Origin of the sequence: Mycobacterium bohemicum DSM 44277, assembly GCF_001053185.1 — a bacterium.
In the GTDB taxonomy this organism is placed as follows: domain Bacteria; phylum Actinomycetota; class Actinomycetes; order Mycobacteriales; family Mycobacteriaceae; genus Mycobacterium; species Mycobacterium bohemicum.
In genome coordinates this window covers 327320-340504 of sequence record NZ_CSTD01000003.1, presented here as the reverse complement: position 1 = coordinate 340504, position 13185 = coordinate 327320, and the positions used below count along the sequence as shown (strand labels likewise).

The window sequence follows — 13185 nt, the reverse complement described above, 5'->3', positions numbered from 1 at the left end:
GGCCCATTGGAACCAACCGGCTTGGGGGTTGAAGCCGCCCGGGGTGCCGAGGAAAGACTCGAAGAACGACCCGATTTGATCGATGACCGACTGCGCCGGCGTCGGGGAGGCCGCCGCCGCCTGCACCGCGGCGACCTGGGTGGCCGTCCCCGCCGGGTCCACGATCGGGGGTGGGGGCGAGAATTGCTGCGGCACAACGGCGCTCGCGGACGTGGCCGCGTACCGATACATCGCGGCGGCGTTGTTGACCCACATGGCCATGTATTCGGCCTCGGTTTCGGCGATCGCCGGCAGGTTGATCCCGAAGAAGTTGGTGGCGAGCAGGACGGCGAGCCGCGCCCGGTTGGCGGCGACCACCGCGGGATGCACGACCGTGAAATGGGTCAGCTCGAACGCCGACACCACGGCCTCCATCGACGCGGCGACGCGCTCGCACTGCGCCGCGGTCGCGGTCAGCCAGTCCAGGTAGGGCTGGGCCGCGTCGGCCATCGCCAGCGAGGACGGGCCGCGCCAGTCCGCGCCCAGCAGGGACAGCGTCGAGGTGTAGCCGGCGACCGACTGCTCGAGTTCGATGCTGAGCTGTTGCCACACGTCCGACGCCGCGACCAGCGAGCCCGAACCGGGCCCGGAGTGGATCAGCGCCGAGCTGATCTCCGGGGGGAGCATGCCGAAATCCATCATGGGCTACCCCACTGAACGTCCGGCGTAGGGCGGGCGCGGCAGCTCGGACACCGCGAGAGTTCTCGGTGTCCTACTGCTGCGTTCGCTTTGGCGGGGCACCATGATCGGCCCTCATCCCCCGCTTGGAGGTCTTTGCACCACCCTTTTCGGGAGCTCCGTGCTGTACTCGAGGTCTTCGGCGTTCTGCTGCTTCCTCTTGCGCCAGCCGCTGCCCGCCGACGTCGGCGGCGGCACCATCATCGGCATCATCGGGATGGCGGACAGCCCGGAGGTGCCCGCGGGCAGCGGCGACGCCGCCGAGGCGAGTTGCACGGGCGTCTGCGCGGCCGGCAACAGGCCCACGATCGCCGGCGGGGCGGTCAGCTTGCCGACGGTGACTCCCACGCCCAGCGCGGCCGTCGGCGCAGATCCGACCGACTTGATCGCACTGGCGAAGTTCGCCTCCGATGAGCTCAGCGCGGCCTCTCCCTCGGCCAGGCCCTGGCCGACTTCGCCGCCCACCGACTGAACGCCCTGGGCGGTCGCCAACTGCGCCTCGACGCCGAGGAGGTTGATGGGAAACCCGGACGACAGGAACTGGTTGCCCCAGGTGCTCGCGTAGCCGAACCAACCGGCGTTGGGGTCGAAGCCGCCCGGGGTGGTCAGGAACGACGAGAAGAACGAGCCGATCTGGTCGATGACCGACTGCGCCGACGTGGGCCCGGTCGCCGCCGGCACCGCGGCGGCCTGGGTGGCCATCCCGGTCGGGTTGGCGATCGTCAGGGGCGAGGTGAACTGCGGCAGCGCGGTGGCTTGCGCGGAGGCCGCCTGGTACTGGGTCATCGCCGCGGAGTTGTTCGCCCACATGGTCTGGTATTCGGCTTCGGTCTGCGCGATTGCCGCGGTGTTGCTCCCGAACCGGTTGGTGGCCAGCAACTGCGCCAGCCGGGTCCGGTTGGCGGCGACCTGCGCGGGAGTGACCACCGCCGCGCGGACGGCCGAGAATGCAAGCGCCGCGGCCTCGGCCGAGGCGCCCATCTGCTGGGACTGCTGCGCGGTGGCGCCCAGCCAGATGAGGTACGGCTGGACCGCCTGGACCATCGCCATCGCGGACGGACCGGCCCAGGTCTCGATGAGCCCCGACACCGCCGACGCGTAGACCGACACGGAGTTCTCCAGCTCCACGGCCACTTGCTGCCATGCGCCCGAGGCCTCGATCATCGAACCCGCGCCGGGCCCGGTGTGGATTTGCGCCGAAATAACCTCGGGAGGCGCGAACAAATCCATGACTCAATTACCTCCCCTGCCCAGGTAACACCACTGAGAAATCGCGTCGACTAGGCCGCGTCGAGCCCTGGAACATTGTTCATCGACGCCTCCGTTGCAGCCAGGACCGTTCCCGTCGATTGCCGGATGTGACGAACGATATACCTGTGACGATAGTTGGCCAACGAGTTTTCGCTCACGAGGGCTTTGGTCCCGACGTTGCGGGTCGAACGTCGTCAGAAGGGTGGTGGGTCGTCGTCGGTGTGGGGTGGGGCGGGTCCGGTGGGGTTCACGGTTTGGGCCTGGCGGCGGGTGCGGGTGTTGTGGTTTCGTCGGCGTTCGGCCGCAACCCGCTCTGTGCGCTGTTGGGTGCGGGTGCGCCGGCGTCGGGGCATCATGGCGGTGCGCTGGCCGCAGTAGTCCTGCGGTGCGGGGTCGGCCTCGGGTCCGGGCATGCCGCCCACCGCGTGGCACAGGCTGGGGAACAGCAGCGCGCTGCCCGGGGTGGTCACGTAGGTGCGCCCGGCCGGGGAAGTCAGGATCAGGGTCGCGTCGGGCAGCTGTTTCTCGGACCAGCCCCAAAACGTCTTCAGCAAATGATGTTACCGACTGGCTAGATAACCCATTACCAGCCGGAAGGTGACCCGCCATGAACACAACCGTCAACCTCACCGACGTCGGCCCCGCCCCGACGCCGCCTGCCTGGTGTGAACCGGGCACGCTGCCCACCTGGGACCAGCTCACCGAGGACCGCGGCGGCCACCGAGATCGACGGGTGAGCCGGGAAATGAGCAGCAATTGGGTGGCCGCCGGCGCTGGGAAGGTCCGGGCGATCTGTGAGCACTGCGGGCGCCGCTCGCGGCCCGTCGAGTCGATGCCGGACGGGCGCCCCACCTGGGACCTACCGGGATGGTCAAGTGCCCCGTACCCGGTCGACGTCGAGCACCGGGACGGCTCGCACGGCACGCTGTTCACGTGCCCGGGGTGCCGGGCGTTGGCGGATGGCCGGCAGCGGTCAGGTATCACTCCGCTGCTCTCGCCTGCTCCCGAGCGGGCCGCGGCGATCCGGGCGCGGGTGAACCGATGACACCCGAAAACGCCTCCAACTGGCGCGACCTGGCCGACCAGCTCACGCCCGAGCAGGTCACAGAGCTTGAGGACAGTGAAAACGGCTACCGCCGCCGTGCGACGCTGCCCAAGCCCTGGTGGTCGACCGCCCCGCGGTCCGATACCGACATCGCTCGGCTGCTGATCGAGCTGGCCCGGCAACGCTCTGCCCACAACATCGCCGTCGCGATGATCGGCGACGTCGCTCCCCCTCCCGCCGCCGTGAAGGTGTACGACTGGGACGACGCCGACACCCCTGATGCGTTCCGCCGCGTCGATGTCTGCTCAGCCCTTGTGAAGACGCAGTATGAGGAGATCAGCGTCGAACTGGGGGGCGTGCAGACCCTAGACGGGAGCGTTGAGTATCAGATTCGCCTTCCCGGCGACACGATATTGAGCCTCGACGAAGCCGGCGAGCTGGCCGCGGCTATCAACGCGGCTATCAGCGCGGCTCCCGCCAAGCTGGATGGGTGGACGGGCGCATGACTAGCGACCGCCCGGCGCGTCCAGGCCTACCGCCCATCGTGTGCGCGCCGTGGTGCACGGACGGCGACGGACACACCCAGGCAGTTTCCGAAGGCGATCAGGTGTGCTGGGGCGAGACCGGTTCCTATGTGTGCCCGATACACGAACCGGCCGCGCTAGATGGCAACGGCGTGTGGTTAACGCAAGTCGGAGCGATGGCCTACCGCGGATTCGCCAAGGATGCGGTCGTGTACGTACACGTCGAGCGTTACGACCCGCACGCCGACATCTCGTTGCATCTGACCGCCAACGAAGCGCGCCAGTTGGCGGCGCGGCTCGTCGCGGTCGCCGGCGTGATCGACGGGTGGAGCGCGGAATGACCACCGCCACCAGGCAGGCACCGCGAGAGGCTTGTACAGGAGGTCGAGCGCTGCGCCCAGGCCGTCGGCCTGAACGACCTTCTGATCTTCGAGCTGCGGTGGCACTGTTGCTCGGGGAGGCGCGCATCCGGGTCCTTACCGGACGGGCGGTGCCCACATTGGAACGTGCCGAACTCATCCGCCGCGTCAGGACCGCCATGGCCGACGCGCCGCCCGAGGATCTGACGGTGGAAGAACTACGCGTGGTGCTGGCTGTGGTCGAGGGCGCCGCCGACCGCGCCCCGGCTGTGGTCGGCAATGTGATTCAGCTGGCGGGTCGGCGACCTCGATCGCGGACGCGATGACCGCCGCGCCATCCGCGCAGTCCGTGGACCGTTGTCGGCCCCCGGGAGCACACTGCAGACACAGCAAAGGAGGACACACCATGATCCGCACGTTCATCGCCGCCGCGGTCATCGGCTGCGCGCTGTCCGCTGCCATGGTCGCGGTCAGCCCGCCCACCCACGCGGGGCCGATCCAGTGGTGCGATCCGGCCTCACCGCTGTTTGACCCGACGGTCTGCGCCGACGAGTCCCCCGGCGGCGGCTACAGCTGCGACCCGTTCGGGCCGGCCTACGATCCGAACTACTGCGCCGCCCAGAGCCGGCCGAGCGGCTACTGGCGCGGCTAAGTTCGCCGACGGAATGAGTGCCATGAACTCGAAGCGGAGCGCGAATCCGCCGGCGGTCTAGCTAATTTCATTCTTGGCGGCGGGGATGCCGGCCGCACCCGCACGGAGATTAACCGGGACTACTTCAAGCGCAACAAAACCGCCGCAGAAATCAGCGCCGAGCTGGCACCCCTGGTGCACGACGGGGTGGTGTTCGAGATCCGCGAAGAGACCGGCTCTCGGCCAATCACTCGCTATGTACATCGGAGCCTACGAAGTAACGAATCTACGAAACACGCAGTTCAGGGCACAAATTCGGTTACGAACTCAGACGAATCAGGAACGAATTCAGTCATCGACCCCCCCTCCGCGGCGGAGGTTAGTTCGTCGGAATTCGTAGACGGTTCGTTGTACGAAACATGCTCTGGGCTGCACAGTTCGTCAAAGTCGTTAATTCGTGGTTCCACAATCGCAAACGGTCACCACGAACCGCCGGGCGGTATCACTGCTGCAACACCCGGAATGACTGACCGCGTCCAACAGATAGTGCGTAACGCCCGCGCCGCCCGGTGGTAACCGATGACCGCGATCGCTACGGCGCAACAGGCGAGCTGCGCAAGAAGGCTCGCATGACCCTCTACGCCCAAACCGCTGACGACGGAAAACTGACCGTCGGGCCCGAGAAAGCCAACGGTGCGGCCATCGCCAACGCCACCAAGTTCGCCATCACGGCGGTACAGCACTTTGATCCCACCGACGACCATGACGGCACCGTGCCCCGGCTCGCCTACGCCGGCGACTCCGACCAGACGGCGCGCGAACATTTGGCAGAGAACTACGCGGCCGAGCATGACAGCGCCAAGGGTGACGCGATCGGGTGGCTGGCGACTTATCTCGCCGCGGGCCCTCGCTGGGCAGCCGACGCCCACACCGCGCGCGACAAGGCCGGATTCTCTGAAAAGGCAATCAAGACAGCAAAGCGCAAACTCGGTGTCGAATCCGAACGCGACACCGCCAACGGGCCGTGGTTCTGGCGACTGCCGCAGCATCAGGGCGTCCCAGAGGGCCGCCCACAAGTCCCAGAGGATCCGTCTCGGGCCGCCTGGACTTCTGGGACTTGTGGGACAACGCGAAAGCTGCCCGCAAATACCGTGAGGCTTGGGCTGGCGAGCAGCGTAACTAACCACACCTCAGCGCCACGCCTGTACGCCCGGCGGCTCCGTGCGGGCCCGCGGCAGCACGGGCCGCGGAGGCATACTAGGGACCATGGCCCGACACCCGCGCCCCTGCCTGGGGGTGCGCGGCGCCCGCTGCCCGGCGTTGACCCGCGACGCCTCTGGCCGCTGCGACGCCTGCCGGCGCGAGCATCAGAAGCTCCGCGACCTCGACCGGCCAAGCCCGACCGACCGCGGCTACGGGCCCGAGCATCGCCAACTCCGCGAACAGTGGGAACGGCGCATCGCCACAGGCACCGTCGTCTGCGCACGCCCCGAGTGCGGCCAGATCATCACCCCCGGACAGCTTTGGGACCTGGGTCACAACCCCGACCGCAGCTACCGTGGACCCGAACACCGGGCCTGTAACCGAGCAACCCGCGGACCCCGGCGTCGACCACCGGCAGGGCCACCTCAGCCGCCGGCACCACCCCCGCCCAGCGTGCTGGACACCATCTAGGCAGGCTGCCCCTGAGATCCCGTTTTTTAGCTGCGAGCCACGTCGACCCTGCCATCAGTCGAAGTCTCTCCGGGGCGAATCGCCACAAAAAAGGCCCGGTGCCCGCCGAGAGCGCCGGATCGGTGCGAATCGAGGCTATCGGGGCCGTCGGGGTCCGGGTTGGTCAGGCGTCGCGTCGGCGGTGGTCGTCGAGCAGGGTCACCAACGTGTCATCGGGGCGGCGGGCCTTGGCGCGTGCCCGAGGTGTGTCGGCGAACGCGCCTGCCGGGGTCGGCGCCGTCTTCGACTCCGCTGCCGGGGTCAATCCAAGCTCGGTTTCACACAGCCGCAACTCGGTGGAGAGGTTCTTCAGCTGCGCCAGCGCGGGGTTGGTGCGGAGCTGTTTCTGGCTGCCGGTCGACATGATTCCGTCGGTGTCGATCTGGCGGAACAACCCGTCGGCGACATCGCGTAGCCGGCAGTACCGCTCGACGAGGCCGCGGTGGCGTTCGGTGATCCACGGGTGGCTCGGCGCCCAGACCCACTTCCAGGCCGCGAGCCCGTCGGCGCCCAGGCCCGCGGGTGCCACCGGTGCCCGGCGGGTCTTGCCCCGGGGTGCTTCACGATTCGGGCTGGGGCGTCTGCTCACGGGGGCTCCTCACCACACTGAAGACAACACGTCATAGGGCTGTGACTGCGAGGAGGCACGGTCGAGGGCCATCACCATCGCCACACAGAGGTCGATCTTGTCCGGTGAGTCGGGATGGTCCTTGCATACCGTGCGCCCGCGGGGGGTCGTTTTGGCTCTGGCGTTGGCGACATGGCGGGTGAGCCGCGCATCGCCGCTGTGGGTGAGCTCCTGGTTGCGGATCGCGTCGTAGGCGCGCTCGGTGGCCGGCACCATGTGCGAGCGCAGCTGTGGGAAGTCGACCACCGGCAGCCCGTCGTCCTCGAGGACTTCGAAGACGTGACGCCACCCGTACATGTCCACGGCGAGTTCGGCGACGTCGAACCGCGCGCAGGCGTCCCGGATGGTCTGCTCGACCTCGGCGGTGGGCACCCGCCAGCCGTTCCACGCATTCGCCGGGCGTTCCCAGCAGCCGATCACGCCGACATGCGGGACCGTCTCGCAGGTGACCGCGATCAGGGCCGTGGAGTCGCGGGAGAACGACCCGTCGAAGCCCAGGCAGATCCGTGCCCCGTCGGGGATGGTCTTGCCCGCATCGGCGCAGGCGTCCCAGGCGCCCGGCGGTAGCCATGAGTCGACGCTGGTCGTCCAGACACCGCCGTGGTAGCGCAGCCAGTCGTTCTCCGGGATCTGGAAATAGCGCGCCGACACGTCGGCGACGTTGAGGAACAGATCGGCCGCGGGGTTGGCGTCGCGGACGGCCTGGGCGCGCTGCTCGTCGTCGGCCAGGTCGTAGCGCTCGGGCTCGACGCCCCACCACACGAACAGGAATCCGTCGTCTTTGACCTCGCCGGAGTTGACCCGGCAGCCGTAGTCGTGCAGGCGCCCGGCGAGGGTGTCGCGGTTGAATCCCGGCGTGGTGACGTTCAGCTCGAGCGACGCGGCGCGCTTGGATAGGCCGTTGGTCAGCACCAGATGGGATCGTTCCTGCTTAGGGGACACCCACGCGTGGATCTCATCGGCGAGCACCGCGGTGGGCCGGGCGCCGTCGTTGGTGTTATCGGTGGCATACACCTTGTAGGCGCGGCCGGGACCGTCTTTGACCCTGATCTCGCCCTCGTAGGCGATGAGCATGGCGCGCAGCTTGGGTGACTCTTCGACGTTGATCTGCATGTCGCGAAAAACCAAGCCGGCCTGCTCATATGATGCCGCGGCCACGGGGATAACCGGGGAGAACCGGTTGCACAGCAGGTACAGCCCGACCCAGGATGACAGCGCCGATTTCCCATTGCCCTTGGGGACTTCCAGCAGGGCACGCCTGAAGCGATGCTGGCCGTCGGGCCGTTTGGCGAAAAGCCAGTAGAGGAACAGCTTTTCGAACAGCTCGAGTCGGGCCGGCTGGCCGTAGTGGTCACCCTCGCCAAAGCAACAGTGCTCCTCGATCCACGAAATCACCTCAGGCCCATCCGAGGCCGCGTTGGTCAGCGGCGGCGCCGAGAGCGGCTCGGGGACCTCGGCCGGCCAGCCGATCACCTCAGTCATGCTTGGGCACCAGCGCGTACCTCGGTCCTTCGCGCCACCGAACATTGTTCTTGATCTTGGCAGCCGACCGGATGAACAGTTCGCCCAGCGACTCGTTAACCTCATCTACGTCACGCAGTACCCGGTCCAGGCCGAGTCGCATATTCTCGCATTGCCACCACAATTCGTCATTCTCCGGTGCGGTGGGCAGCCGCTCCTGCATCGTGTCTAGGACATGCCGCAGCATGGCGTGGTGACATTGGATTCCATGCTCCAGAAGCTCATACCGGTCGGCCAGTGCTTCCCAGTCGAAGTCGTCGGGTGAGGTCACATTGTCTCCTGACAGTTGAGGCATGCCGGCGGCCGGGGTGAAAGGACCCACGAGGAAAAACCCCGGCCGCCGGATGCCGGTCAGTGCCAGCCGCCGCGACGACGTTTGGCGTCCGCCGTCGTCGCCCTTACATTCGCGCGGTGCGCTTCTTCCTGCACCTTTTTGATCTCCTCGAGATGCGGCAGCGCGAAAGCAAGCATCGCCGCATGCGCCTTGTCCGCCCAGGCTTTCCGCTCTTCGGGGGACTGATCGGCGGTGTCCGGGTGCTCGACCAGGTGGTGATGCATATAACGCAGGGCGATCTCGTCCGGCCAGTCCACGAGCTGGCCACGCCGGAGGCCGTTGGGGTCGTTGAAGACGGTGCCAGACACGTCTTGCAGAACTCGCACTTTCACTGTGGATCTCCTAATTACTTTGGGCTTCAAGGACTCTGGGGAATCGCGCCAGCTTGTCGCCGTACCAGACATAGCGAACAGTGGCGTCGTTGACTTCGCGCGCCAGGTGCTCGGTGGCTGTTGCACAGTCGGGGCAGTAAACCTCGGCCACCGTGCCCAGCCCCTCCTCGTCGAGCTCGATATCACACACCCACTCGACGGCGGCTCCACGCAAGCGGCGATCACAGCGGCCGCAGCGTTTAACCTGGGCGGCCATCACCAGCCCGCCCGCTGGGCGTCCCGCTCGGCCGGGAGGGAACGGGGATCGCGGCGGCGTCGCAGTTCGGCCAGGGCGAATCCCGGCGACATCGGCGGCGGGCCGTCCTTGATTCGCTCGAGGCGCCGCAACGCTTCGCCCGGGGTCAGGGGGTGCCCTACAAACCCATTCCGGTCGAACAGCTCGCCCAAGCGGTTCTCTGCGGCCAGCGTGGCGATCTCGTACAGCGGGCGTCCCGTGCGGGACGCGAGGCCCTCGAATGCGGACACGCCGCGCCTGCCGGTACTCGCAAACTCGGTCTTTTTACTCACGCTCATCGCTCCTAGCTGGCATCGGTTCGTCGGGTGGCCTTGTTCGCGCGACCAGCGTGCGAAATTCGTCGTCGGGCATGGCGGCGAGCCAATCCTCCACGGCCGCCTGTAAATCAGGCATCGTCGCGTCTCCCTTCTGCGTATTCACTGACGGCGGCCCGACCGAAAAGCCATCTGCCGCCGACGATCCGGCCGCCGAGGTCGGCGGCAATGCGCTGGCATTGACGCTTGGACAGACCCAGCACCTCGGCTGCCTCCTTCGCGGTAATCAGTTCGTCTTCCAATTGTCCGATACTGCTTGTCATTCCATGTCCTGACTGCGCCATGCGGAACTCGGCTTCGAGGCGACCGTGGTGGCGGCGGAGCCACGCAGGGATGGGCTGCCCGCCGCGTTGGCGAGATCTGATCAGTTCAGCAGAGCAATACAAGCAGGCCCTCAGGTGCTCGTCGGACGCGACCTGTTCGGCGTTCATCGGACCACCGTCCCGGCGATGACTCCGGCGGGTCGCTTCCGCGGCGGCAGGGTGTCAAACCACTCCCGGCACCGCGCGGCGGCAGGGCAACCCACGCACAGCCCGAGCGCCTGGGCGTGCCGGTCCCGCACGGCCTGCTCGTCCTCGCCGGGCGCCGGGCCGTCGAAAAGATGATGCCGCCCCCGGCAGCGGGCACCGGGTAAGGCCGGAATCACGCCGAGCGCGTCGAACAGGTCGGCGGCCATCATCGGTCGGCCACCTTCGCGCCGAGCCCGTCAACCCACAGCGGGCGGTTCGGGAAAGCTAGGCAGTCGACGAGATGGCCCGGGTTGAGGTACCAGTGCGAGCCGGCGCAGTGCGGGCAACGGATCTCGGCGAGCTGGCGGCCATCGCGCAGTTGGCGAGTGTGGAGCACGGTGCCGCGGTTATCGTTGGCCCTCACTGTTCATACCCCGCCATCGCGCGGTCGCGGCACGGTTTGCATTTGCTGGCGGCTTTCGCCTCAGGGGTGCTGAGCCGGTTCCCGCAGGCGCAGCGGCGGACCTCGCCGCCGGTGGGCGACGAGTCGTCGAAGAGCGCTCCGTTTCGCGTTCCGTCCTTGTGCGTGACATGCGTGACAACCGTGACGGCATCGGCTAATGGCTGGTCAAATGGCATTTCTGTTGTCACGGATGCGTCACGGATGGCACGGTTGTCACGGTCGCCGGATTCATCCGTGACGCGCTGACCTGCAATGTCACGGTAGTCACGGTTGTCACGCATAGCTGCGTCGGGTAGGTACCGTCGCCACGCTTGGCCTAGACCGTCATCGCCGTCGACCTGGTATCCCTTGGCGCGTCCTTCGCCGATCCGGATGGTGTTCGACCGCACGCCGTACCGCTTCAACTCCTTTGCTAGACGCTTCTGGTCGAGCGGCTTGCCCCAGAGGTCGGACCACTCTGATTCGTCGTCGGCGACCAGCGCGGCCACGATGTCAGCCGAGAACATCCGGTCGCAGTCGCCGACCACGGTTCGCACGTCGCGCAGTAGTCGCGCGCCGAATGACAGCTCGTCAGGGTCGCTGTCGAGCACAAAATGCCGGCAGGCAGCGCGGGCGCGTGCCGGCCAACCACCGCCGGCCACGTCGGCAATCGCCAATAACGCCTCCCAGCATTCAGCGGGGCGGTCCCGCACCCCCTCGGGCATCACGGGCCGAGCCGCCGCCAGGGCGTCGAAACTGGCGGTGGCCCAGCGCTCCATGCGGTCACGCAACGGCGCAGCGGCAACCGCGGCGTCACGCTCTCGGAAATCGGCAATGTGCTCATCAGGTGCACGGCGGCGCATATGGAAGACCGCGGCGGCCCGGTCGATGATCGTTTTCGGCATCTTCCCGGCCAAGCCCGCCAGGGTAACCGGAGCGAACACCCGGAACTCCGCCACACGCATGTTCTTCGCATCGCCCTCGCAGCGGTCGACCGTCGCGCCGCGCTTGTATCCGGCGTTATAGAGGGCCCGCAAGTCTTCCGCTTGCGGGCTGGCCGTGCGACCCCAAACGGCGTCGGCCTCGTCCTGCAAAATGGTCGGCGGGTTATCGCCGGCCGCCGCAATCCGCCGATATAGGGCCGCCGTGGTCGTCGATAGGGTCAGCTTCGCGCCGTGACACAACAGCGCGAGCACCTCCAACACCCGGGTTTTGCCAGAGCCGGGCTCGGGTGAGTCGAGTACCAGCCGGGGCGTCACGTAAAACGCGCCGACACACCATGTGTGCAATACCCACAGGCACAACACCACCAAATGATGCGCGGTCGGCAGCGCGAGAAACGGGCCGACGAATCGCTCGATGTCGTCGAGCAGCTCGGCGCCGTCGATGGGGGTTGCGTCCACAAAGGGCCGTAGCTCTTCGAGCGTCTTGCCCGCGGCGATGTGGTCGGCTGCATCCTTTCCAACGGCGGCCTCGAAGATGCGGACCGATGCGGCAACACCCTCGAGTAGCTTGGCGACGTCGCGGGCATGCTTGCGTCCGGGTTCGTCTTTGTCGGCTACGACGCGGACATGTCTACCGCGCAGCGGTGAGATGTCCGCGTGGGGGGATTTCCCGGCGCCCATCGCCGAACAGACCGCGACACCGCCGGCAGCCTCTATCGCCTCGACGTCTTTCTCACCCTCGGGCCAGTAGACAATTTTGGCGGCGCCGATGTGGTCGGCATGAAATAGGCTGGTGCCCTTGGTGTTGCCCGACTGCGGAAAGCTCTTGTCGGGCTTGCGGTGCACGACGCGGCCGTCGGGATAGCGGTAGTCGCGCTTCGGCGCGTAGATGTTGCGCATGCCGTCGTCGTCGAACAGGTCGCGCGTGGACATGCCCACCGCCGCGAGCACCGCCTGGTATTCGCACCCGGCGTGGCAGTGCACCACAACGCCTTTGCCGTCCTTGCGCGGCCCTATCGACAGCGACGAGCGGCCATCATCGTGCGCCGGACACTGCGCCTGCGCCTTGCCATGGCCCCCGTCGTTGACGTCGCGGCCCTGGCCGCGCAGCACGTCGACAAGCCGCTCGTATGCCGTCACCGCTGCACCCCGCTGGCGCTCGCCACCTTGGCCCGGCACACCGGCCCCATGTGGGCGCGCACCGACGACGGCGCGACCACCCATTGCCCACAGCGCGTGCAGCGCGTCGCAAGCCGGAAACCTCGCTCGGCCGCCGCAACCAACACGTCAATGTCGGCGCGGTCCTCCTCGCTCGGCGGTTCGTTCCAGTGTTGTCGCCAGGGTGCGATAGACTGGGGCTCACAATGGGATACGGGAGCCGCCTTCGGGCGGCTTTCGTTTTTGGTCATCAGGCCGCGTCACCGCCGCCCAGCTCGGCAAGTTCACGCCGGGTCGGCTCCAACAACACCCGGAGCTGGTCGACCTGCTCCTGAGTGAACGGTGGCGCCTGGTCCACGATGTTCTTGATGTGTTCGGCGAGCCGGTCGGCGTAGAGGTCGCGGCGCAGCGCGACCAGTTGCGGATGGTCGGCGGGGAGGTCTTGGGACAGCCGCGCGAGCTTGCCGCGCTTCTGTTTCCAGGTCGTAGTGGGCAACAGCTTCTCACCTCGGGAATGAGGATTGAGCC

Annotated in this window: 18 protein-coding genes and 2 pseudogenes; 5 read left to right on the top strand and 15 right to left on the bottom strand. The window is 67.4% G+C overall.

What is annotated here, in order from left to right; translation table 11 throughout:
* Positions 1-258: 258 nt before the first annotated feature.
* The 3 genes and pseudogenes from BN971_RS25875 to BN971_RS16120 form a co-directional block, all read right to left on the bottom strand.
* A pseudogene (locus BN971_RS25875) lies at positions 259-666 on the bottom strand (PPE family protein); the annotation flags it as partial.
* Positions 667-792: 126 nt separating this feature from the next.
* Complete coding sequence (locus BN971_RS16125; RefSeq protein ID WP_085182112.1) at positions 793-1947, bottom strand: PPE family protein; 1155 nt, start codon at positions 1945-1947, stop codon at positions 793-795.
* Positions 1948-2162: 215 nt separating this feature from the next.
* Positions 2163-2528: pseudogene (locus tag BN971_RS16120) on the bottom strand (hypothetical protein); the annotation flags it as partial.
* Between the two features lie 47 nt (positions 2529-2575).
* On the opposite strand from BN971_RS16120, the gene BN971_RS24725 reads away from it, so the two are divergent.
* The 5 genes from BN971_RS24725 (at position 2576) to BN971_RS16100 (ending at position 4548) form a co-directional block, all read left to right on the top strand.
* The gene (locus tag BN971_RS24725; RefSeq protein WP_139027124.1) at positions 2576-3013 is read left to right on the top strand and encodes a hypothetical protein; all 438 of its coding nucleotides are present in this window, start codon (positions 2576-2578) and stop codon (positions 3011-3013) included.
* Entirely contained in the window at positions 3010-3519 is a 510-nt protein-coding gene (locus BN971_RS16110) for a hypothetical protein (RefSeq protein ID WP_090350310.1), read from the top strand. The genes BN971_RS24725 and BN971_RS16110 overlap by 4 nt, the downstream gene beginning before the upstream one ends.
* Positions 3516-3878, top strand: a complete 363-nt coding sequence (locus BN971_RS26705; RefSeq protein WP_372511810.1) for a DUF6907 domain-containing protein — start codon at positions 3516-3518, stop codon at positions 3876-3878. Before BN971_RS16110 ends, BN971_RS26705 begins: the two co-directional genes overlap by 4 nt.
* Positions 3879-3976: 98 nt before the next feature.
* Positions 3977-4222, top strand: a complete 246-nt coding sequence (locus BN971_RS16105; RefSeq protein WP_090350308.1) for a hypothetical protein — start codon at positions 3977-3979, stop codon at positions 4220-4222.
* 80 nt (positions 4223-4302) lie between these two features.
* On the top strand, positions 4303-4548 hold the full coding sequence (locus tag BN971_RS16100; RefSeq protein ID WP_090350307.1) for a hypothetical protein: 246 nt from the start codon (positions 4303-4305) through the stop codon (positions 4546-4548).
* Positions 4549-6364: 1816 nt separating this feature from the next.
* Here BN971_RS16100 and BN971_RS16090 read toward each other — a convergent pair.
* From BN971_RS16090 to BN971_RS16050, 12 genes are all read right to left on the bottom strand, one after another.
* The gene (locus BN971_RS16090) at positions 6365-6829 is read right to left on the bottom strand and encodes a phage terminase small subunit P27 family (RefSeq protein WP_090350305.1); all 465 of its coding nucleotides are present in this window, start codon (positions 6827-6829) and stop codon (positions 6365-6367) included.
* Positions 6830-6838: 9 nt separating this feature from the next.
* Positions 6839-8350 carry a terminase large subunit domain-containing protein gene (locus BN971_RS16085; RefSeq protein ID WP_170322174.1) on the bottom strand — a complete coding sequence of 504 codons (1512 nt, stop codon included), beginning with the start codon at positions 8348-8350 and terminating at the stop codon, positions 6839-6841.
* Positions 8343-8660, bottom strand: coding sequence for a hypothetical protein (locus BN971_RS24715; RefSeq protein WP_139027122.1), 318 nt, complete (start codon positions 8658-8660; stop codon positions 8343-8345). The genes BN971_RS16085 and BN971_RS24715 overlap by 8 nt, the downstream gene beginning before the upstream one ends.
* Positions 8661-8740: 80 nt before the next feature.
* Complete coding sequence (locus tag BN971_RS16080; protein ID WP_139027121.1) at positions 8741-9055, bottom strand: hypothetical protein; 315 nt, start codon at positions 9053-9055, stop codon at positions 8741-8743.
* Positions 9056-9065: 10 nt separating this feature from the next.
* On the bottom strand, positions 9066-9314 hold the full coding sequence (locus BN971_RS16075) for a hypothetical protein (protein WP_139027120.1): 249 nt from the start codon (positions 9312-9314) through the stop codon (positions 9066-9068).
* Positions 9311-9622, bottom strand: a complete 312-nt coding sequence (locus BN971_RS16070; RefSeq protein ID WP_139027119.1) for a hypothetical protein — start codon at positions 9620-9622, stop codon at positions 9311-9313. The genes BN971_RS16075 and BN971_RS16070 overlap by 4 nt, the downstream gene beginning before the upstream one ends.
* Before the next feature lie 113 nt (positions 9623-9735).
* Positions 9736-10095 (bottom strand): helix-turn-helix domain-containing protein, encoded by a 360-nt coding sequence (locus BN971_RS16065; protein WP_090350297.1) that lies wholly within the window; start codon positions 10093-10095, stop codon positions 9736-9738.
* The gene (locus BN971_RS16060) at positions 10092-10343 is read right to left on the bottom strand and encodes a hypothetical protein (RefSeq protein ID WP_090350296.1); all 252 of its coding nucleotides are present in this window, start codon (positions 10341-10343) and stop codon (positions 10092-10094) included. The genes BN971_RS16065 and BN971_RS16060 overlap by 4 nt, the downstream gene beginning before the upstream one ends.
* Positions 10340-10537: a hypothetical protein gene (locus BN971_RS24710; RefSeq protein WP_139027118.1), complete on the bottom strand. Its 198-nt coding sequence runs from the start codon at positions 10535-10537 to the stop codon at positions 10340-10342. The genes BN971_RS16060 and BN971_RS24710 overlap by 4 nt, the downstream gene beginning before the upstream one ends.
* Positions 10534-12639 (bottom strand): DUF3631 domain-containing protein, encoded by a 2106-nt coding sequence (locus BN971_RS16055; protein ID WP_249262738.1) that lies wholly within the window; start codon positions 12637-12639, stop codon positions 10534-10536. Before BN971_RS16055 ends, BN971_RS24710 begins: the two co-directional genes overlap by 4 nt.
* A complete protein-coding gene (locus tag BN971_RS26700; protein WP_372511807.1) occupies positions 12636-12908 on the bottom strand; it encodes a DUF6011 domain-containing protein in 273 nt (90 codons plus the stop codon). Before BN971_RS26700 ends, BN971_RS16055 begins: the two co-directional genes overlap by 4 nt.
* Positions 12908-13153, bottom strand: coding sequence for a hypothetical protein (locus BN971_RS16050; protein ID WP_090350294.1), 246 nt, complete (start codon positions 13151-13153; stop codon positions 12908-12910). Before BN971_RS16050 ends, BN971_RS26700 begins: the two co-directional genes overlap by 1 nt.
* Positions 13154-13185 lie beyond the last annotated feature (32 nt).